The 19,818-nt window shown below is 72.4% G+C and carries 22 protein-coding genes; 14 read left to right on the forward strand and 8 right to left on the reverse strand.

Going from position 1 to position 19,818, the window contains the following annotated elements:
- The first annotated feature begins 97 nt into the window (after positions 1-97).
- Together ABGB11_RS34455 and ABGB11_RS34460 are read left to right on the forward strand one after the other, a co-directional pair.
- The gene (locus ABGB11_RS34455; RefSeq protein WP_347639662.1) at positions 98-724 is read left to right on the forward strand and encodes a DUF4956 domain-containing protein; all 627 of its coding nucleotides are present in this window, start codon (positions 98-100) and stop codon (positions 722-724) included.
- Entirely contained in the window at positions 721-1,596 is an 876-nt protein-coding gene (locus ABGB11_RS34460) for a polyphosphate polymerase domain-containing protein (RefSeq protein ID WP_347639663.1), read from the forward strand. Before ABGB11_RS34455 ends, ABGB11_RS34460 begins: the two co-directional genes overlap by 4 nt.
- A 68-nt stretch (positions 1,597-1,664) precedes the next feature.
- Here ABGB11_RS34460 and mftR read toward each other — a convergent pair whose 3' ends face one another.
- Positions 1,665-2,258, reverse strand: coding sequence for a mycofactocin system transcriptional regulator (gene mftR / locus ABGB11_RS34465; protein WP_347639664.1), 594 nt, complete (start codon positions 2,256-2,258; stop codon positions 1,665-1,667).
- 90 nt (positions 2,259-2,348) lie between these two features.
- Here mftR and mftA point away from each other — a divergent pair, with 90 nt between their 5' ends.
- Genes mftA through ABGB11_RS34505 form a run of 8 tightly spaced genes read left to right on the forward strand, consistent with a single transcriptional unit; the run spans position 2,349 to position 9,007 of the window.
- Positions 2,349-2,483 (forward strand): mycofactocin precursor MftA, encoded by a 135-nt coding sequence (gene mftA / locus ABGB11_RS34470; RefSeq protein WP_347639665.1) that lies wholly within the window; start codon positions 2,349-2,351, stop codon positions 2,481-2,483.
- Between the two features lie 7 nt (positions 2,484-2,490).
- On the forward strand, positions 2,491-2,781 hold the full coding sequence (gene mftB, locus ABGB11_RS34475; RefSeq protein ID WP_347639666.1) for a mycofactocin biosynthesis chaperone MftB: 291 nt from the start codon (positions 2,491-2,493) through the stop codon (positions 2,779-2,781).
- Between the two features lie 22 nt (positions 2,782-2,803).
- A complete protein-coding gene (gene mftC / locus ABGB11_RS34480; RefSeq protein ID WP_347639667.1) occupies positions 2,804-4,042 on the forward strand; it encodes a mycofactocin radical SAM maturase in 1,239 nt (412 codons plus the stop codon).
- On the forward strand, positions 4,039-5,229 hold the full coding sequence (mftD, locus tag ABGB11_RS34485) for a pre-mycofactocin synthase MftD (protein WP_347639668.1): 1,191 nt from the start codon (positions 4,039-4,041) through the stop codon (positions 5,227-5,229). The genes mftC and mftD overlap by 4 nt, the downstream gene beginning before the upstream one ends.
- A complete protein-coding gene (locus tag ABGB11_RS34490; protein WP_347639669.1) occupies positions 5,226-6,023 on the forward strand; it encodes a mycofactocin-coupled SDR family oxidoreductase in 798 nt (265 codons plus the stop codon). Before mftD ends, ABGB11_RS34490 begins: the two co-directional genes overlap by 4 nt.
- Positions 6,020-6,697 carry a mycofactocin biosynthesis peptidyl-dipeptidase MftE gene (gene mftE / locus ABGB11_RS34495; protein ID WP_347639670.1) on the forward strand — a complete coding sequence of 226 codons (678 nt, stop codon included), beginning with the start codon at positions 6,020-6,022 and terminating at the stop codon, positions 6,695-6,697. The genes ABGB11_RS34490 and mftE overlap by 4 nt, the downstream gene beginning before the upstream one ends.
- A complete protein-coding gene (gene mftF / locus ABGB11_RS34500; RefSeq protein WP_347639671.1) occupies positions 6,684-8,117 on the forward strand; it encodes a mycofactocin biosynthesis glycosyltransferase MftF in 1,434 nt (477 codons plus the stop codon). Before mftE ends, mftF begins: the two co-directional genes overlap by 14 nt.
- 38 nt (positions 8,118-8,155) lie before the next feature.
- The gene (locus ABGB11_RS34505; RefSeq protein WP_347639672.1) at positions 8,156-9,007 is read left to right on the forward strand and encodes a DUF72 domain-containing protein; all 852 of its coding nucleotides are present in this window, start codon (positions 8,156-8,158) and stop codon (positions 9,005-9,007) included.
- A 28-nt stretch (positions 9,008-9,035) separates the two neighbouring features.
- Here the strand turns inward: ABGB11_RS34505 and ABGB11_RS34510 are convergent, their stop codons facing one another.
- Entirely contained in the window at positions 9,036-9,740 is a 705-nt protein-coding gene (locus ABGB11_RS34510) for a FadR/GntR family transcriptional regulator (protein ID WP_347639673.1), read from the reverse strand.
- A gap of 139 nt (positions 9,741-9,879) precedes the next feature.
- Here ABGB11_RS34510 and ABGB11_RS34515 point away from each other — a divergent pair, with 139 nt between their 5' ends.
- Entirely contained in the window at positions 9,880-11,376 is a 1,497-nt protein-coding gene (locus tag ABGB11_RS34515) for an SLC13 family permease (RefSeq protein ID WP_347639674.1), read from the forward strand.
- The gene (locus ABGB11_RS34520; RefSeq protein ID WP_347639675.1) at positions 11,377-11,892 is read left to right on the forward strand and encodes a cupin domain-containing protein; all 516 of its coding nucleotides are present in this window, start codon (positions 11,377-11,379) and stop codon (positions 11,890-11,892) included.
- An 18-nt stretch (positions 11,893-11,910) separates the two neighbouring features.
- Here the strand turns inward: ABGB11_RS34520 and ABGB11_RS34525 are convergent, their stop codons facing one another.
- The 5 genes from ABGB11_RS34525 to ABGB11_RS34545 all read right to left on the reverse strand — a co-directional run bounded on the left by ABGB11_RS34525 (position 11,911) and on the right by ABGB11_RS34545 (position 15,823).
- Positions 11,911-12,414: an HU family DNA-binding protein gene (locus ABGB11_RS34525; protein WP_347639676.1), complete on the reverse strand. Its 504-nt coding sequence runs from the start codon at positions 12,412-12,414 to the stop codon at positions 11,911-11,913.
- Positions 12,415-12,480: 66 nt separating this feature from the next.
- The gene (locus ABGB11_RS34530; RefSeq protein ID WP_347639677.1) at positions 12,481-13,437 is read right to left on the reverse strand and encodes a glycine betaine ABC transporter substrate-binding protein; all 957 of its coding nucleotides are present in this window, start codon (positions 13,435-13,437) and stop codon (positions 12,481-12,483) included.
- 18 nt (positions 13,438-13,455) lie between these two features.
- Positions 13,456-14,217, reverse strand: coding sequence for an ABC transporter permease (locus ABGB11_RS34535; protein WP_347639678.1), 762 nt, complete (start codon positions 14,215-14,217; stop codon positions 13,456-13,458).
- Positions 14,214-15,182, reverse strand: coding sequence for an ABC transporter ATP-binding protein (locus ABGB11_RS34540; protein WP_347639679.1), 969 nt, complete (start codon positions 15,180-15,182; stop codon positions 14,214-14,216). The genes ABGB11_RS34535 and ABGB11_RS34540 overlap by 4 nt, the downstream gene beginning before the upstream one ends.
- The gene (locus ABGB11_RS34545) at positions 15,179-15,823 is read right to left on the reverse strand and encodes an ABC transporter permease (RefSeq protein WP_347639680.1); all 645 of its coding nucleotides are present in this window, start codon (positions 15,821-15,823) and stop codon (positions 15,179-15,181) included. The genes ABGB11_RS34540 and ABGB11_RS34545 overlap by 4 nt, the downstream gene beginning before the upstream one ends.
- 346 nt (positions 15,824-16,169) lie before the next feature.
- Between ABGB11_RS34545 and ABGB11_RS34550 the strand changes: the two genes are divergently transcribed.
- Positions 16,170-17,120, forward strand: coding sequence for an alpha/beta hydrolase (locus ABGB11_RS34550; RefSeq protein ID WP_347639681.1), 951 nt, complete (start codon positions 16,170-16,172; stop codon positions 17,118-17,120).
- Here the strand turns inward: ABGB11_RS34550 and ABGB11_RS34555 are convergent, their stop codons facing one another.
- Positions 17,121-18,122, reverse strand: coding sequence for a PDR/VanB family oxidoreductase (locus tag ABGB11_RS34555; RefSeq protein WP_347639682.1), 1,002 nt, complete (start codon positions 18,120-18,122; stop codon positions 17,121-17,123).
- A 953-nt stretch (positions 18,123-19,075) separates the two neighbouring features.
- Here ABGB11_RS34555 and ABGB11_RS34560 point away from each other — a divergent pair.
- Complete coding sequence (locus ABGB11_RS34560) at positions 19,076-19,432, forward strand: MmcQ/YjbR family DNA-binding protein (protein ID WP_347639683.1); 357 nt, start codon at positions 19,076-19,078, stop codon at positions 19,430-19,432.
- The last annotated feature ends 386 nt before the right edge of the window (positions 19,433-19,818 follow it).

The following is a 19,818-nucleotide window of genomic DNA, read 5'->3' on the forward strand; positions in this document are numbered from 1 at the left end:
TGCGGATGAAAGTGCTCTCATGGTCATCTCATGGTGATCTCACCCGGCGGGGGCAGTCTCCCCTGAGCAGCAATCCGCCGTCCGAAGGGGTTCGACCGTGCGCACGGATGTCATCTACGGCCTGGCCGTGGACCTGGTCGCGATCACGATCCTCGCGCACCTGATCTACTTCTACCGCCACTACCGGCGGGACCTGCGGCTCGCCTACGTCGCGGTCAACATCGGCGTCTTCACGGTCGTGACGCTGCTGCTCGTCCAGCGGGCGGACCTCGCGATCGGCTTCGGCCTGTTCGGGGTGCTGTCGATCATCCGGCTGCGGTCCAGCTCGCTGACCCAGGAGGAGGTCGGCTACTACTTCGTCTCGCTCGCCCTCGGGCTGGTCAACGGCCTGGCGGCCCAGGCGCCGTGGGTGGCGCTCCCGCTGGACGCGGTGCTGCTCGCCGTGATGTACCTGGCGGACCATCCCCGGCTGCCGCCCCGCACGATGCACCGCGTCGTGACGCTGGACGTCGTGCACCCCCACGAGGGGGCGCTGCGCGCCGACCTTGAGAACCGGCTCGGCGGCACCCTGCTGCGGTGCTCGGTGATCGAGGTCGACTACGTCCGGGACATCACCGTGGTGGACGTGCGCTTCCTTCCCCGCGCCCCGCGGCGCGAGCCCGTGCGCGTGCCGGCCACCAGGGCCTCCGCCCCGGAGGACTCGCTGTCGAGGAGCACCACGTGACGGACACCGCCGCGCTGGTCCGCGCCGCCACGGCGCGCCTGCCCGGCATCGGGCTCGACGGCGTGCTGGCCCGGTCGGCGCTGCAGCTCCGCATGGACCGCAAGTACATCCTGCCGGCGCGCCTGGCGCCCGAACTGCTCGACAGGATCGCCGAGACGCACGCGGTGCTGGAGATCGACGGGCTGCGCTCGTTCCGGTACACCTCGACCTACTTCGACACCCCCGGCCTGCTCACCTACCGGCAGCACGTGCAGGACCGGCGCCGGCGATTCAAGATCCGCACCCGGACGTACCTGGACAGCGAGGAGTGCATGTTCGAGGTGAAGGTGAACGGGGCGCGCGACGCCACCGACAAGCGCCGGATGCCGTACGACCCGGCCTGCCGCACGCGGATCACGCCGCGCGCCGAGGACTTCCTCTGGGAGACGCTGCTGGGCGCCTACCGGCTGAACCCGCCCGCCCCGCTGGTCTCCTCGGCGACCACGTCGTACCGGCGGGTGACGCTCGCCCAGCGCCGCGGCACCGGGCGCGTCACGCTCGACTTCGGGCTCGTCTGCACCCGGCAGGGTGCGCGGGTCCGGAGCCGCGACGACTGGCTGCTGGTGGAGTCCAAGTCGGCGGCGGCGGACTCCCCGGCCGACCGGCTGCTGCGCCGGATGGGCGCCCGCCCGGTCAGCATCAGCAAGTACTGCCTGGCGGTGGCCGTCCTGTACCCGGGAGCGGTCGCCAACCCGTGGCACCGCGTCCTGCGCCGCTGTTTCGACCCCGCCGACGCCGTCTTCGACCGTGCCGGGCACGTCCCCCATTCCGGCGGCTCCGTCTGCGACCGCGGCGCCGGCCGGTCGGCCGCGGGCGTCACGCCGGGCCACTGACCTGCGCCTCCACGAGGGCGTTCCCGGCGGCCGTCCGGTAGTAGGCGGCGCCGGCGCGGTGAAGAGGGCTACTCCTGGAAGCCCCGGCCGAGGGCGCGCAGGGACGTGTCGAGCAGGTCGCCGAGGTCGCTTCCGGGGCGCCGGAGCCACTGCTCGTAGGCGGCGACGGCGGCGCCGAGGCAGGCGGCCGCGACCGCCTGGGGCATCAGGTCGTCCACGGGACGTCCGAGGCGGGCGGCGGCGAACCCGGCGACGACGGCGCGCCAGTCCGCGTAGCGGAGGGTCGAGTGCGCCTGGAGCGCGGGGACCTGGAGGATCAGCGTCATCCGCAGCCGGTGCCAGGGGACCTCGGCCGGGTCGAGCCGGTTGAACTCCACGATCGCCTCGCGCAGCGCGTCCATCATCGGGGCCTGCGGCGGCCAGGCGGCGAACCGCTCGCGCATGCGCTCGAGCTCGCCCTCGAAGTCACCCCAGACCACGTCGTTCTTCGAGCCGTAGTACCGGAAGAAGGTGCGGCGGCCGATGCCGGCGGCGGACGCGATGTCGTCGACCGTCGTCTCCTCGAAGCCGTGCTCGGCGAAGAGCCGCAGCGCGACGCGCTCCAGCTCGGTGCGGGACGTGCGCGGGCGGCGCCCGACGCGGGGCGCGGACGGTCCTGCCACCGGGGCACCCCCTTCCTTTCGGCACTCAGTGCCATTATTGTGGCGGCCACGACACGCGATCGGGCGTGCACGATTTCCAGGGAGTCTCCCATGAGCGACGCTTCCCAGGCCGCGACCGCCTCCACCGCCCCCGCCGACGACGACACCGCCACCGGTCCGGAACTCGTCGAGGAGGACCTGCTCGTCGAGGAGGTCTCGATCGACGGCATGTGCGGCGTCTACTGACCCGCCGATGGCCCGGACACCTGCCGCGAACGACTTCGACCTGGACGCCGCCTGGGATCTGCATCCCCAGGTGGCGGTGCGGCCGGAGCCGTTCGGGGCACTGCTCTACCACTACGGCACGCGGCGGCTGTCGTTCCTGAAGGACCGCAGACTGCTGGACGCCGTCCGCGCCCTGGCCGACCAGCCCCGGGCCCGGGACGCCCTGCTCGGGGCCGGCGTGCCCGAGGACGACCTCGGCCGGTACCGGACCGCGCTGTCCACGCTGGCGTCCTCCGACATGCTCGTCCGGCGGCCCTGAGCCGTCCCACCGAAGGAGCACCATGGTGAGCAGCACCGCGACGGCATCCCGGCCGGCCACCGGCCGGCTGGTGGACCACTTCCAGCACGGGCTCCAGGCCCCGATCTGCCTGACGTGGGAGCTGACGTACGCGTGCAACCTGGCGTGCGTCCACTGCCTGTCCAGCTCGGGCCGCCGGGACCCGCGGGAGCTGACCACCGCCGAGGCGAAGAGCGTCATCGACGAGCTGCAGCGGATGCAGGTCTTCTACGTCAACATCGGCGGCGGCGAGCCCACGGTCCGGTCCGACTTCTGGGAGCTGGTCGACTACGCCACCGAGCGCGGCGTCGGCGTGAAGTTCTCCACCAACGGCGTGAAGATCACGCCGGAGGTGGCGGCGAGGCTGGCCCGCAGCGACTACGTGGACGTCCAGATCTCGCTGGACGGCGCGACGGCGGACGTCAACGACGCGGTCCGCGGCCAGGGCTCCTACGCCACCGCGATCCGCGCGATGGAGAACCTGCACGAGGCCGGGTTCCGCGAGTTCAAGGTGTCGGTCGTGGTGACCCGGCACAACGCCGGCCAGCTGGACGCGTTCAAGGCGATCGCCGACCGGTACGGCGCCCAGCTGCGGCTGACGAGGCTCCGGCCGTCCGGGCGCGGCGCCGACGTGTGGGACGAGCTGCACCCCACCGCGGCCCAGCAGGAGGACCTGTACCACTGGCTCGTCGAGCACGGCGAGCGCGTCCTGACCGGCGACTCCTTCTTCCACCTGTCGGCGTTCGGGTCGGCGCTGCCGGGGCTGAACCTGTGCGGCGCGGGCCGGGTGGTGTGCCTGATCGACCCGGTCGGCGACGTGTACGCCTGCCCGTTCGCCATCCATGACCGGTTCCTGGCGGGCAACGTGCGGGACGAGGGCGGCTTCGCCGCGGTCTGGCGGGAGTCGGAGCTGTTCACCGAGCTGCGGCGTCCCGACACCGGCGGCGCCTGCACGCGGTGCTCCGCCTACGACGCCTGCCGGGGCGGCTGCATGGCGGCCAAGTTCTTCACCGGGCTCCCGCTCGACGGCCCCGACCCCGAGTGCGTCAAGGGACACGGCGAGGCGGCGCTGCGGTCGGCCGACCGCACCGGGGCGCCGCGTCCGAGCGGCGACCACTCCCACACCGGGCCGGTGCGGGCGCGGCCGGTCGCGCTCGGCATGCCCGCGATGCCCGCCGGGCGCCCGGACCGCTTCTGCGACGAGAGCCCGCTCGCCGGGCACGACACAAGAGGACGATCATGAGCGGTGGATGGTTCGAGACGGTCGTCGAGGCGCGGCGGCGAGCGAAACGGCGCCTCCCGAAGTCGGTGTACAGCGCGCTGCTGGCGGGGTCCGAGCGCGGTGTGTCCTACGACGACAACACCAAGGCGTTCGCCGAGCTGGGGTTCGCCCCGCACGTGGCCGGCCTGTCGGCCAAGCGCGATCTGGAGACCACCGTCCTCGGCCAGCAGATCTCGCTGCCGGTGATCATCTCCCCGACCGGTGTCCAGGCCGTGCACCCCGAGGGCGAGGTGGCGGTGGCGCGGGCCGCCGCCGCGCGCGGGACGGCGATGGGGCTCAGCTCGTTCGCGAGCAGGCCTCTGGACGAGGTCGTCGCGGCCAACCCCCAGGTGTTCTTCCAGATGTACTGGATGGGCACCAAGGACGAGATGGCCCGGCGGATGGAGCAGGCGCGCGCGGCCGGGGCGAAGGGCCTCATCGCCACGCTCGACTGGTCGTTCTCCCACAGCCGCGACTGGGGCAGCCCGTGGATCCCCGAGCGCCTCGACCTCAAGGCCATGGCGAAGCTCGCCCCGCAGGCGGTGACGCGCCCGCGCTGGCTCTACGAGTACGCCAAGACCAGGCGCCTTCCCGACCTCACCACGCCGAACCTCGCCGATCCAGGTGCGGAGCCTCCGACGTTCTTCGGCGCCTACGGGCAGTGGATGCAGACCCCTCCCCCGTCGTGGGAGGACGTCCGCTGGCTGCGCGAGCAGTGGGACGGGCCGTTCATGCTCAAGGGCGTGTGCCGGGTGGACGACGCCCTGCGCGCGGTGGACGCCGGGGTGAGCGCGATCTCGGTGTCCAACCACGGCGGCAACAACCTCGACGGGACGCCGGCGCCGATCCGCGCGCTGCCCGCCGTCGCGGACGCGGTGGGCGGGCAGGTCGAGGTCCTGCTCGACGGCGGCGTCCGGCGCGGCGGCGACGTGGTCAAGGCGCTGGCCCTCGGCGCGAAGGCCGTCATGATCGGGCGCGCCTACCTGTGGGGCCTCGCCGCGAACGGGCAGGCCGGCGTGGAGAACGTGCTCGACATCCTGCGCGCCGGGATCGACTCGTCCCTGCTGGCGCTCGGCCGCTCGTCCGTCCACGAGCTGACGCCCGGCGACGTGCTCGTCCCGCCGGGGTTCACGCGGGCGCTCGGCGCCGTGGAGGAACCGCGGCCGTGAGCGCGGCGGGGCGCCCGGTCGCGGTGGTCACCGGCGCCGCCCGGGGCATCGGCGCGGCGGTCGCCGGCGCGCTCGCCTCCGCGGGCTACGACCTCGTGCTCGGCGACGTCCCGAACCCCGGCGCGGTCGAGGGGCTCGCCTACCCGCTGGCGACGGCGCACGACCTCGCCGAGGTGGAGAAGCACTGCCGTGGGCTCGGCGCGGGGGTCGCGGCGCTGCCCTGCGACGTCCGGTCGCCGGCGGACGTCGCGCGGCTCGTGGACGCCGCGGACGGCCGGCTCGTCGCCGCCGTGGCCGTCGCCGGGATCATCGGCGCCGACGGACCCGCCTGGGAGCTGGACCCGTCCGACCTCGACCGCGACCTGTCGGTCAACCTGCACGGGGTGGCCAACCTCGCCCGGGCGGCCGTGCCGCGCCTGCTGGACGCCCCGCGCGGCCGGGGCCGCTTCGTCGCCGTCGTCTCCTCGGCCGGGGAGCGGGGGCTGCCGCGGCTCGCGTCCTACGTCGCCGCGAAGCACGCGGCGCTCGGGTACGTCCGCGCGCTGGCGGCCGACCTCGGGCCGACCGGTGTCACGGCCAACGCCGTCCTGCCCGGCAGCACCGCCACCGTGCTGCTCGACCGCACCGCCGGCGTCTACGGGCTCTCCGGCACCGGCGAGCTGGCCCGGCACCAGCGGCTGGAGCGGCTGCTCGACCCCGCCGAGATCGCCTCGGCGGTGGTGTGGCTGTGCTCGGACGGCGCGTCGGCCACCACCGGCGCGGCCCTCCACGTCGACGGCGGTTTCACGGGATGAGCCGCCCGCTCGTCGACGCGACCTGGCCGGAGGCGGAGAGGCCGGGCCGGGTCCTGCTCGTCCCGGCGGGCTCCCTTGAGCAGCACGGTCCGCACCTGCCGCTGGACACCGACACCCGCATCGCCTCCGCCGTCGCGGCGCACGCGCACCGGGCCCGCCCGGCGGCCGACCTCGGCCCCGCCCTCCCCTACGGCGCGAGCGGGGAGCACGCCGGCTTCCCCGGGACGCTCAGCATCGGCACCGAGGCGCTCACGCGGCAGGTCGTCGAACTGGTGCGGGACGCGTCCCGGCACTGGCCCGCGCTCGTGGTCGTCAACGGGCACGGCGGCAACGTCGACGCCCTCCGGCAGGCGGCCGAGCTGTGCTCTTGGGAGGGGCGGCGCCTCCTCGTCCACCACCTGGACGTCCGCGGCGGCGACGCGCACGCCGGGCGCACCGAGACCTCGCTCCTGCTGCATCTGGCGCCCGAGGCGGTCCGCCTGGAGCGCGCCGAGAAGGGGGCCACCGAGCCGCTGCCCGCCCTCATGCCCCGGCTGCGGGCGGGCGGGGTGCGCGCGGTCAGCCCCAACGGCGTCCTCGGCGACCCGGCCGGCGCGAGCGCCGCCGAGGGCGCGCGCCTCTTCCAAGCCCTGACCCGGTCACTTCTCGACAGGCTCGACGATGAACTCGGCTAAGACCCCGATGCCCGCCGATTTCCGGCTCCGCCCCGACCCGGGCCTGGCCCCCCTTGAGGACGGGCGGGTGCTGCTGGGCGGCGCGCCCGCGCGCATCGTCCGGCTGACCCCGGACGGCGCCGCCCTCGTGCGGAGGTGGTGCGACGGCGCCCCGGTGGGGCCCGGTCGCGGCGGCGGGCTCCTCGCCCGGCGGCTCGTGCAGGCGGGCATGATGCACCCGGTCCCGCCGGAACGGGCGGCCGACCCGGCCGAGGTGACGATCGTCGTCCCCGCCTACGGGCGGGCCGAGCAGCTCGCCGGATGCCTGGCCGGGCTGGGGGCGGACCACCCGGTCATCGTGGTGGACGACGGCTCCCCCGATCCCCGGCCCATCGCCGAGGCGGCGGACCGCGCGGGCGCCCGGCTGATCCGCCGCGACGCGAACGGCGGGGCGGGCGCGGCCCGCAACACCGGCGCACGCGCGGCCCGGACGCCCTTCATCGCGTTCGTCGACTCCGACTGCGTGCCCGAGCCGGGCTGGCTCGGGGCGCTGCTGCCGCACGTCGCCGACCCGGCCGTCGCGGCGGTCGCGCCCCGCATCACCTCGCATGTCACCGGCTCCGGGGTGCTGGCCCGCTACGAGGCCGAGGGCTCGGCCCTGGACATGGGCGGCGCCGAGAGCATCGTCCGGCCGCGCTCGGCCGTCTCCTACGTGCCGAGCGCCGCCCTGGTCGTCCGGCGCGCCGCGTTCGGGGCGGGCTTCGACGAGGGCATGCGCGTCGGCGAGGACGTCGACTTCGTGTGGCGGCTCGCGGCCGGGGGCCACCACGTCCGCTACGTCCCCGAGGCCGTGGTGGCGCACCGGCACCGGACGCGGCTGCGGGCCTGGCTCGCCCGCAGGCACGACTACGGGACGTCGGCCGCGCCGCTGGCGGTCCGGCACCCCGAGGAGCTCCCCGCGCTGACCATGTCCGGGTGGAGCGCGCTGGCCTGGGGCCTCGCGGCGGCCGGCTCCCCGGTGGCGGGGCTCGCCGTCACCGCGGGCGGCACGGCCCTGCTGGCCCGCAAGTTCGCCGCCTGGACGGACCGGCCGTGGCCGCTGGCGGTCCGCATGGCGTCCGGCGGCACCCTCGCGGCCGGGGAGGTCCTCGGCCGCACGGTGACCCGGACCTGGTGGCCGCTGGCCGTCCCGGTCGCGGTCGCCGTCCCGCGCCTGCGCCTCCCCTTCGCGGCGGCCGTCCTCGGGCCCGCGGCCGCCGCGCTCCGCCGGCAGGGCGGCTCGTCCCTCGGCCCCCTGACGTGGACGGGCCTGCGCGTCCTGGACGAGTTCGCCTACGGCCTCGGCGTCTGGCGCGGCTGCGTCGAGGAACGCACCATCGCCCCGCTCGTCCCGCGGCTGTGGTGGACGTCCAAGGACGGGCTCGGCTCCCGCTCCGGGTGAGGCCCCGCCGTACACGGGACACCGGTAGCGTCGGGGCCATGCGGCTTCATGTGGGGTGCGCGATGTGGACGCACGCGCGGTGGCAGGGGCGCTTCGTGCCGCCGTCGCTGCCGCCGGGCGAGCGGCTCAGGGCCTATGCGAGCTGGTGCGACGCGGTGGAGGGCAACACGACCTTCTACGCGACGCCGTCGCGCGCCACGGTGGAGTCGTGGGCGGAGCAGACCGCCGCGGACTTCCGCTTCGTCCTCAAGCTGCCGAAGCAGGTCACGCACCAGGGCCGGCTCGCCGGGGGCGGCGAGGAACTGCGGACGTTCCTTCACGCGATCGAGCCCCTGCGGTCGCGGGCGCACGCCCTCTGGGTGCAACTGCCCGGATCGTTCGGCCCCGGAGATCTCGGGACGCTGGCCGGCTTCCTGCGCGGGCTCCCCGCGGAGCACAGGTACGCGGTCGAGGTGCGCCACCGCGCGTTCTTCGAGGACGCCGGGTGCGTCCGCGACCTCGAACGGGTGCTCTCGCGGGTGGGAGCCGAGTGGGTTCCGTTCGACACGACCGTGTTCTTCCAGAGCCGTCCGACCAGCGACGCCGAACGCGACGCGTGGACGAAGAAGCCGCGCGTACCGCGCCGTTCGGAGGCGCTGACGGACCGTCCGATCGTCCGCTATCTCGGACGGGACGACACCGAGCGCACCATCGAGGGCTGGCGGTTCTGGGTCGGGCGGGTCACCGAATGGCTGCGGGAGGGACGCTCACCGACCGTGTTCGTCCACACCCCGGACAACGCCGACGCGCTCGACCTCGCCCGCCGTTTTCACGCCGAGGTGAGGGCCGGCGTGCCGGAGCTGGAACCGCTACCGGAACCCGTTCCGGCGGAGCCGCCCACGCTCTTCTGACGGGCGCCGCGGTCAGGGCGGGTTTCCGTCAGTCGCGCGGATCCAGCATCGCCTGGGTCGCCTCGTCGACGATGTCGCGCATGGCCCGCTCGGCGGCTTCCGCGTCGCCGGACTGGACGGCCTGCGCCACCTCCGCGTGCCAGCGGATCGCGATCGGCTCGGGATGCGCGGGCATCAGGTGGTGGTGGGTGCGGCCGGCCAGGACGGCGGCGACCACGCCGCTCAGCGCGCCGATCATCTCGTTGCCGGACGCCTCCAGGAGCGTCCGGTGGAAGAGGATGTCCGCGGTCAGGTACGCCTCCAGGTCGCCGGACTTGCCGTGCACGGCCATCTCCATGACGGCGCCGGTCAGCGTCCCGCACTGCGCGGGGGTCGCGCGGCGGGCGGCCAGGGCGGCGGCCATCGGCTCCAGCCCGCGGCGCAGCTCCCCGAGGGAGCGCAGCTGCTCGTCCCGCCCGTCGCCGTCGAGCCGCCACCCGATGATCTGCGGGTCGAAGAGGTTCCATCCCTGCCGCGGAGCGACCGTGACGCCGACCCGGCGGCGGCTGGTCACCATGCCCATCGACTCCAGGACCCGGATCGCCTCCCGGACCACCGACCGGGACACCCCGAGCCGGGACTCCAGCTGCTCGATTCGCAGCACCTCGCCCGCGGGCAGCTCCCCGGACGTGATCAGCGTGCCGAGCGTGTCGAGGACGCTGCCGTGCAGTCCGGTCTGAGGGGTCTCCGTCATGCCCCAATCATCACACGAAGCAGGGGGTCCACCCCATAAAGATATGTTTTTTCCGGCTTCATCCCTTGTAAAGAGCAGGTCATAAGCGTCACACTCGGGCGACCATCGTCATTTGCACCGCTCCCAGGAGGATGACGCCATGCACTCGATCGTGCTGGCCGCGGAGCCGGCCGCGTCGAGCGGGCGGCTGGTGCCGGCCGCGCTCGCCGGCATCGCGCTGATCGTCGTACTGATCACCTACTTCAAGGTGCACCCGTTCCTCAGCCTCACGCTCGGCTCGGTGCTGGTCGGAGCCATCGCGGGGCTGCCGATGGCCGACACCATCGAGGGGTTCGGCAAGGGGTTCGGCGACACCGCGGCCGGCGTCGGCGCGCTGATCGCGCTCGGCGCGATGTTCGGCAAGCTGCTGGCCGACTCCGGCGGCGCGGACCAGATCGTCGACACCATCGTCGGGCGGTCCGGGCGCCGGTTCCTGCCGTGGGCGATGGCCCTCGTCGGCGCGCTGATCGGCCTGCCGATGTTCTTCGAGATCGGCCTGGTCCTGCTGATGCCGGTCATCTACCTGGTCGCGCGGCGCTCCGGCCTGTCGATCATCGCGGTCGGCATCCCCGCCCTGGCCGGACTGTCGGCCATGCACGGGCTCGTCCCGCCGCACCCCGGCCCGCTCGTCGCCATCGACGCCCTCAAGGCCGACCTCGGCCTCACGCTCGGCCTCGGCGTGCTGGTCGCGCTGCCGACCGTCGCGGTGTCCGGCCCCGTCTTCGCCCGGTACGCGTCCCGCTGGGTGGACGTGGCGCCGCCGGAGTTGTACGTCACCGACGCCGCGGACGACGACGAGGAGGTCACCAAGGGCGAGGTCACCAAGGGCGAGGTCACCAAGGGCGAGGTCACCAAGGGCGAGGTCACCAAGGGCGAGGTCACCAAGGGCGAGGTCACCAAGGGCGAGGTCACCAAGGGCGAGGGGCGGCGGCGCCCGTCGTTCGCCGTCACGCTGCTCACCGTGCTGCTCCCCGTCGTCCTGATGATGGGCAAGGCGTTCGCCGACATCCTGCTGGACGAGGGCGACCGCGTCCGGACCGTCCTGGACGACCTCGGCACCCCGCTGGTCGCGCTCCTCATCGCGGTCGTCGTCGCGATGTTCACCCTCGGCCTCGGCGCCGGCATGAACCGGCAGTCGATCTCCGCCTCGGTCACCGCGTCGCTGCCGCCCATCGCCGGGATCCTGCTGATCGTCGCGGCGGGCGGCGGCTTCAAGCAGACGCTCATCGACACCGGGATCGGCGACCTCGTCGCCGACTGGGTCAAGGACAGCGGGTTCTCCGTGCTGTTCCTGGCCTGGCTGGTCGCCGTCCTCATCCGGCTCGCCACCGGGTCGGCGACCGTCGCCACGGTGACCGCGGCCGGCATCCTCGCCCCGCTGGTCAGCGGCCTGGACAGCGGCGAGACGTCGCTGCTCGTCCTCGCCATCGGGGCCGGCTCGCTGTTCTTCTCCCACGTCAACGACGCCGGCTTCTGGCTGGTCAAGGAGTATTTCGGGCTCACCGTCGGGCAGAACATCAAGACGTGGTCGCTGATGGAGACCGTGATCTCGGTGTGCGGCCTGGTGTTCGTCCTCCTGCTTAACCTGGTGGTGTAGATGACCTATCCCGAGCCCCGCTACTTCGCAGACGGCGGCGAGGCGAGCGCGACGCTGCGCCCCGCCGGTGCGCCGCCCGACCTGCTCGTCGGCCCGGCCGACGACGACCGCGTCCACCGCGGCACGCAGGTCCACTACCTGGCGACGGGCGGCACCACGAAGGGCGCGTTCGGGCTCTACCGGTGGGAGATGGGGCCGCGGCCGTCCGGCCCGATGCCCCACTTCCACCGGACGATCACCGAGTCGTTCCACATCCTGTCCGGCACGGTCCGGCTGCACGACGGGACGGGCTGGAGGGACGCCCATCCGGGCGACTTCCTGTTCGTCCCCGAAGGGGGCGTACACGGGTTCCGCAACGAGTCGGGCGAGCCGGCGTCGATGCTCCTGCTGTTCACGCCGGGCGCGCCGCGCGAGGCGTACTTCGAGGAGCTGGCGGAGATCGCCACGACCGGACGGCGGCTCAGCGACGAGGAATGGACCGACCTCTACCGCCGCCACGACCAGTACATGGTGTGACCACGAGGGGGCCGACGCTTACCGGCCCGCCTTGGCCTTGCCGGCCTTCCCGGCCTTGGCGCGCGCCTTCGCCTTGCCCTGCTTCTTCTTCGCCGGGGCGGAGGCCGCCTTGGCCTGCTTCGCGTTCTTCTTCTTCGCGTCCGGCCCCTTCTTGCCCTTCTTCGCCTTCTTAGGCCGGGACGGCTCGACGGCGACGGACACCACCGGGGGCGCTTCGGCGGCGGCCTTCCCCTCGGCGGCCGGGGCGCTCGCGGCGACCCGGGTCCGGAACGTCTGGCCGGAGCGGAACCGCGGCACCTGCGCGGCGGGCACCTCGACCGGGAGGCCGGTCCGCGGGTTGCGGGCACTGCGCGCGGGCCGCGCCAGCCGGTCGAACGTCCCGAACCCGGTCACGATGACGCGCTCCCCGGCGGACACCCGGTCCATCACGGTGCCGAACACGGCGTCCACGTGCCGGCGGGCGGCGGCCTCGTCGCTCCCCGCGCGTTCCGCCACGGCCCTGACCAGTTCGGTGCGGTTCATTCGCCATGCCCTTCACTCCGGCGACAGGTAGGGGCAAGGGTAGCCGCGCCGACGGCGTCCGGACGGTCATCCTCCGATGAAGCCCTTGGACTTCAGCCAGGTCTCGGCCACCTTCTCGGGCTGCTCGCCCTCGATGTCGACCTTGCCGTTCAGCTCCTGCAGGACCCCGTCCGTGAGCGCCGCGGCGATCGGATTCGCGATCTTGCCGAGGGCGGGCGCGTCCTTGTAGACCTGCTCCCGGACGGTGAGCGCCGGGTTGTAGACGGGGAAGAACCTCTTGTCGTCCGGGACGGAGGTCAGGCCCAGCGCCTTGATGCGCCCGTCCGTCGTCGCCACCTCGCCGAAGGCGCAGGGCTTCCCCTTCCCGATCGCGTCGTAGATCGCGCCCTCGGCGAGCGTCGCGACCGCGGACTTCGGCAGCGTGAACCCGTAGGCCTTCTGCAGGCCGGGCCATCCGTCGCTGCGTCCGGCGAACTCGCTCGCGACGCAGGTGGACGCCTTGGCCGGGTCGCGCTTCGCCAGCGCCGCGTAGTCCGACAGGTTCGCGATCCCGAGCTGCCGCATCGTGGTCGTCTTCACCGCGATCGCGTAGGTGTTGTTCGCGGGCGCGGCGTCCAGCCACCTGATCTTGTTCTTCGCGAGGTCCTGCTCGGCGACGGCCTTGTACTGCCCGGCGGGATCGCCGATCGGCTCGGTCTCCTTGAGGTAGTTGATCCAGGCCGTCCCCGTGTACTCCCAGTACATGTCGATGCTGCCGGACGTCAGCGCGGCGCGGGTCGTGTTGCTGCCCTGGAGCCCGCACTTCTCGTTGACCGTCGCGCCCGCCGAGCGCAGCGCGAGCGCGGTGACCTGGCAGAGGACGAGCTGCTCGGTGAACTCCTTGGACCCGACGGTGACGGTGACGCCGTCCAGCGAGTTGCCCTTGGCCAGGCTGCCCGCCTCGGCGTCGGTACCGCTGGAGCTGAAGCATCCCGCGGTGAGGGCGGCGGCGGCGAGGGTGGCGGCGGCGGAGAGCGTGCGCATGGTGACTCCTCAGGTGGTTCAGATCCCGCGCGGACGCAGGACGTACTCGGCGATGCCGATGAGCCAGTCGGCCGCCATCGCGAGGACGGCGGTCAGGACGCTTCCGGTGAGCAGGATCGGGGTCCGGTTCAGCGAGATGCCCGTGTTGATGAGCTCCCCGAGACCGCCCGCGTTTGTGAAAGCGGCGAGCGTCGCACTCCCCACGTTGAGGATCACCGCGACGCGGACGCTGGCGAGGATCACGGGGACGGCCAGCGGCAGCTCCACGCGGAACAGCACCGCCGTCCTCGACAGCCCGATACCGCGCCCGGCGTCGACGAGCGAGCGGTCCACGCCCCGCAGGCCGACCATCGTGTTGCGGAGCACCGGCAGGGCCGACACGAGGATGAGCGCGATCACCGCCTTCTGGAACCCGATACCGACCGTGACGGCGAGCAGGACGAGCACCCCGATGGACGGGACGGCCTGCCCCACGTTCGCGAGCGCCAGGAACGGCGCGGACAGCCGGCGCAGCCGCGGCCGGGTCAGCAGCACGCCGAGCGGGATCGCGATCGCCAGCACGAGCGCCGTCGACACCGCGACCAGCTTGACGTGCTGGACCGTCTGACCGGCGATCTCCGACCGGTTGATGGAGCGGCGTTCGATCGCGTCCAGGTCCAGGCCGCGCACGTACACGTAGAGCGCCACCGACACGAGGACGAGGAACAGCGGCGTCACGAGCAGCCCGGCGAGCGAGCGGCCGCCCGTCTCCGTCCGCTCCGGCACCGCCGTGACGGTCATGGCTGCCGCTCCGGCGCCTGCCGGACGATCGCCGACCAGGACACGGCTCCCGCCGCCCGCCCGTCGCCGTCCAGGACCGCCGCTGTCTCCGAACCGGCCCGCAGCATCGCGTCCAACGCCTCGTACAGGGACTGGTCGGCCCGGACGGTCGCACCGCCTCGGTGGTCGCCCTCGACGGGCTTCAGCTCGACGGACCCGACCTCCACGAGCCGCAGCCGCCGCATCGCGGCCCCCACGCCCACGAACTCCGCGACGAACGCCTCCGCCGGCTCGGCGAGGATCGCCGCGGGAGTGTCGTACTGGACGAGCCTCGCGCCCTGCCCGAGCATCGCGATGCGGTCGCCGAGCTTGAGCGCCTCCGTGAGGTCGTGGGTGACGAGGACGATCGTCTTGCGGATCCGCGCCTGCAGTTCGAGGAACGCGTCCTGCAGGCGCTCCCTCGTGATCGGGTCGAGGGCGCCGAACGGCTCGTCCATCAGCATCGCCGGCGGGTCCGCGGCCAGCGCGCGGGCGACGCCGACGCGCTGCTGCTGCCCGCCCGACAGCTCCTTCGGATAGCGTTCGCGATAGGTGCCGGGGTCGAGGCCGACCATGTCGAGCAGCTCGTCGACCCGGGCGCGTACACGCTTCTTGTCCCAGCCGAGCGTCCGCGGGATGAGGCCGATGTTGGCGGCGATCTTCATGTGCGGGAACAGCCCGACCTGCTGGATGACGTAGCCGATGCGGCGCCGCAGCCCGTCCGGGTCGACCCGGGTGACGTCCTCGCCGCCGAGCAGGATCCGTCCCGACGTCGGCTCGATCAGCCGGTTGATCAGGCGCAGCGTCGTCGTCTTGCCGCAGCCGGACGGGCCGAGCAGCACGACGATCTCCCCTTCCCGGACGCCGAGCGTGAGGTCCTCGACGGCCGCGGCGTCCTGGCCCGGGTACCGCTTGCTCACCCCCTCCAGCCGGATCATCTCCGTCATCGCAGCCCCCTGGAGGTGGTGAACCGGGACAGCACGACGAACAGCACGTCCAGGACGAGCGCCAGGACGGCGACGCCGAGCGTGCCCGCGACCGTGTCGTTCAGGGCGTTGGCGCCGCCGATGCGCGACAGCCCGCCGAAGATCAGCTCCCCCAGCCCCGGCCCGGCGACCGCCGCCGCGATCGCCGCGATCGCCACCGTCATGATCGTCGCGACCCGGACCCCGGTGAGCACGACCGGCCAGGCCAGCGGCAGCCTGATCCGCAGCATCCGGCTCGCCCGGCCCATCCCCATCCCCCGCGCCGCCTCCTCGACCGCGCTCGGCACGCCTTCGAGACCGGTGATCGTGTTGCGCAGGATCGGGAACACCGCGTAGAGCGTCAGCCCGGTGATCGTCGGGGCCAACCCCAGCCCGAACACCGGGATGAGCAGGCCGAACAGCGCCAGGGAGGGCACGGTCAGCATCGTCCCGGTGACCCCGAGCGCCAGCCCCCTAGCCCGCGGCCGCCCCTCGACGGCGACCCCGAGCCCGATCCCGAGCACGGCGGCGATCGCCACGGCGATCAGGACCACCTCGGCATGCTCGGCCATCATCACGCCGATCGTGGGCCAGCGGTCGGCCAGGTACTCGGAGAAGCTCACCGCCGCCTCCCGTCACCGCACCACGCGGCGGGAGCCCGCTCCAGGACGGAATGACTCTCGTGTCCCATACCACCAGAGGCTGCCTGCGGATGATCACTAAAACAAGACCAGATCGTCCGAATCATCCACGCGGCCTCACCGGCGCACCTCCGCCTACAGCCCGCTCGGCCAGCGGACAGACCTGGGTACGGCGCGGCAGACTCGGCCTGCGCGGCGACAGGCGGCCCGCCCCTACCGGCCAACCGCAGAGAACGGCGTGCTCGGTGACCGCCCGGCTAGGGACTATTTCCTTGGGTTGATCAGCAGCCGACACTGGTGACGGTAACCCCCTGAGAGGAGCACCGAGGTGTCGTACGCCTTCGATCCGGAACTCGCGCCCTGGATCGCGACGATCCCGCAGCTTTCGATCGCCGACGTTCAGCAAGTCCGCCGGAACGAGGCGGAATTGTTCGCGCGCGCTGAGAAGTACGAGCCGCCGGTTCCGGTCGAGACCCGCGACATCACCGTGCCGGGCCCGCGGGGCGCACCCGAGGTCCAGGTGCGGATCTTCGCCCCGGCCGACCGGGACGGCGACCTGCCGGGCCTCGTCTACTTCCACGGAGGCGGGTTCGTCATCGGTAGCGTCGACATGTCTCAGGACGACACCGCGGCCATCGCGGCCGAGGTCGGCGCCGTGGTCCTGTCCGTCGAGTACCGGCTTGCCCCCGAACACCCGTTCCCGGCCGGCTTGGAGGACTTCTACGCGGCGCTGACCTGGACGGCCTCGCACACGGCCGACCTCGGGATCGCCCCGGACCGGCTCGCGGTAGGCGGCGAGAGCGCCGGCGCCGGGCTCGCAGCAGCAGTCTCCCTGTTGGCGCGCGACCGTGGCGGCCCGGCACTTTGCTTCCAGCTTCTCGGCATCCCGGATCTGGACGACCGGCTCGCCACCCCGTCCATGCGCGCCTTCGCCGACACGCCGATCTGGAATCGGCCCAACGCCGAACTGAGCTGGGATTTCTACCTGGGCAAGGGGGTCCGGGGCACCGACGGCGTCTCCCCCTACGCGGCTCCGGCCCGCGCCGAAGACCTGACCGGGCTGCCGCCCGCCTACATCAACACCTGCGAGTTCGACCCGCTCCGCGACGAGGGCCTGAACTACGCGCAGCGGCTCATCCAGGCAGGCGTCGCGACCGAACTGCACCACTACCCCGGTACCTTCCACGGCTCCACCAGGATCAAGGAGGCGGGCGTGTCCAAGCGCATGCGCGCCGACCGCCTGGACGCCGTCCGCCGCGCGCTGCACCCCACCGGCTAGCTAGAGCTCCAGGACGAGGCGGGAACCGCGGGCGCGCGACACGCAGATCATCATGAAGCCGCCGTCCGCGCGCTCCTCCTCGGTCAGGACGGAGTCGCGATGGTCCGGCTCCCCGTCGAGAACGGGCGTCTCACACGTCCCGCACGTCCCCTCGCGGCACGACGACAGGACATTGACGCCCGCTTTCTCGACAGTCTCCAGAATTGACCGTCCAGCCTCGATCCGCAGTGTCCGACCACTCAACGCGAGCTCGACATCGAAGGCCTCGTCCACTCCCTCGACGGCCTTCGGCGAGAACCGCTCAGTCCTCAGCCCACCGACTCCGAGCGCACCACAGCACTCCTCGGCCGCAGCCAGCATGGGTTCCGGACCGCAGCAGTACACGAGCGTGCCGGACGTCACCTCACGCAGCGCCCCCTCAAGGTCGAGCAACCCGAACTCATCCTGCGGACGTATCTCGACCCGCTCGCCGTAAACACTCAACTCGTCCAGGAAAGCCATGGCAGAGCGCCGCCGCCCGCCATAGAGAAGTCGCCACTCAGCACCCGCTGCCTCCGCCGCCGCCACCATCGAAAGAATCGGCGTGACCCCAATACCCCCAGCCAGGAACAGATAGCGCGGCGCTTCCTTCAAAAGAAAATGATTACGCGGCCCGCGCGCAGTAAGCCGATCCCCCACCTGAACCCGCTCGTGGACGAACGTGGACCCAGGCCCCTCCTTCAACACACCGATGCGCCACGTCCCCGCATCACGCGGATCCCCACACAACGAGTACTGCCGGATAAGCCCGTCCCCCAACACCAAATCAATATGCGCCCCAGGCTCCCACGAGGGCAGCCCGTCCTCCCCCACCGCACGAAGCGTCAACCCCACAACCCCATCAGCAAGAACCTCCTTACCCTCAACCAAAACCAGAACGTCCCCCTCCACAAAGACCACCTCCCAAGAAAACCGACCACCAACAAATGCCACTACCCAACCTGCTGAACGGTCCAGTTCCACACGCCCCGACGTAAGACACCCACTCGAACTTCCGAGGCCGCCGTCCACCACCGCGCATCGGAATCCCGCATGCCATTGCCTTGAGCACGTCGACAACAAATCACCTCAGCTACCTGCTCCGCCGACGCCGAGCCACGGTCGGGTAGCGCCGACCTGGTCGACGCCGTGCCCGGTGACCGCCCACGAGGGCCAGGACGCCGGGGCGGCCTGATCCCGACGATCGTTCGTGGTCGGAGGCTCAGTCAGCGCCGCTTCCGCAGAGTGGAAGAACCCGCGCCAGGGCGCCGCTCGTCCAGCGAGGATCGCAGGAACCGCTTCCGCCCATGCGACCGCATGGCCCCCGCCCGCGGCCCCTCGGGATGGACGCGGCCCACTGGCTTCCCAGGGCCGCGTCCATCCCGCGCGTGCTACTCCCGACAACGGCCGCGCGCGTGGGCGCCCCTGCCCTGGCCATCCACCCCCACAAGCCGGCATCAGGCCCGCTTCGGCTACGGATCCAGGGTTCGAGGCATCATCGGATCGGACGGCCACTGGGCGACATCGGCCAATGTGCCAACATCCCTCGGGACCGACGCTGGCCCGGCGACGTCCTGCAGTGCAGCGTGGATCGCTGCACCTCGTACGCGTGGATTGCCGCGCCCGTACGCGTGAATTGCCGCGGAGCCCAGTACGGCGTGGGCCGCGGAGCCCAGTACGGAGCGGGTTGGGGGCACCCGCAAGTTCGCAGGGGCCTGGCCACGCGTGCGGCGGTCGGGCGGTCGGGCGGCGGGCGGTCGGGCGGCCGGGTGGTCGCGTGTTCGGGGGCGGGTGTGTTGTGAGGACGATGCGGGCGGGGCACGTGTCGCCTGGCGCGCGGATTTGGACCAGGATGGCCACGGGTACGAGTCCGGGGCGGTTTGATCGAAGTGGCGCTCCACGTCTGCTGAGCAGGAGCTACTGGAAGGGACATCGGTATGAGCGACCGGGACGTGCTGGGGCTGATACGGCAGATCTGTCTAGCGCTGCCCGAAACGACGGAGAAGCCGTTCGGCGGTCATACCGCGCCCTCCTACCGGGTTCGCGACAAGCTCTTCGTGATGACCTCCGAGAACGGGCTCTCCATGACGTTCAAGGCCGGACCCGGCGTTCAGGAAGCGCTCGTGGCGGAGGCCCCGGAACAGTTCTTCGTCCCGAAGTACGTGGGTGCGAAGGGCTGGGTCGGGGCGCGGCTCGACGTCGACCAGGACTGGGACGAGATGGCCGAGCTCATCGAGGACAGCTACCGTCTCATCGCGCCGAAACGCCTGGTCGACCTCCTCGACCGTGACTAGGGGTCTGCTGAACAAGAGGTGATGTGGGCGGGAAGGGCGCCGACAAGGCCGTCTGTGCGGCCGGTTGGGTCAGGCCCCGTGGGGGTCGACAGAGTGGTCGCCCTTCCCGCGTGGTCCAGGTTGGTGGATGGTTGCGGGGCTGTGCAAGGGGTGCGGGCCGGTCGGTGGCCTGCTGGTCAGGTCAGTGCCCAGCCCTGGGTGGTGTGGGTGAGGCCGAGGTTGAGCATTCGGCGTAGGTTGAGGCCGGCGATGCGCAGGTTGAGGGGCCCCGAAGACTTCGGACAGCTCTATTTGCGGTTACTTCACGCTGCGAGCTGCTGTTCTAGGTGCTCTGCATAGACCTGGTTCGGGGTCTTATAGCCGAGTCCTGAGTGGCGTCTGCGAGA

This window comes from Actinomadura sp. B10D3, from assembly GCF_039871695.1.
Classification (GTDB): domain Bacteria; phylum Actinomycetota; class Actinomycetes; order Streptosporangiales; family Streptosporangiaceae; genus Spirillospora; species Spirillospora madurae.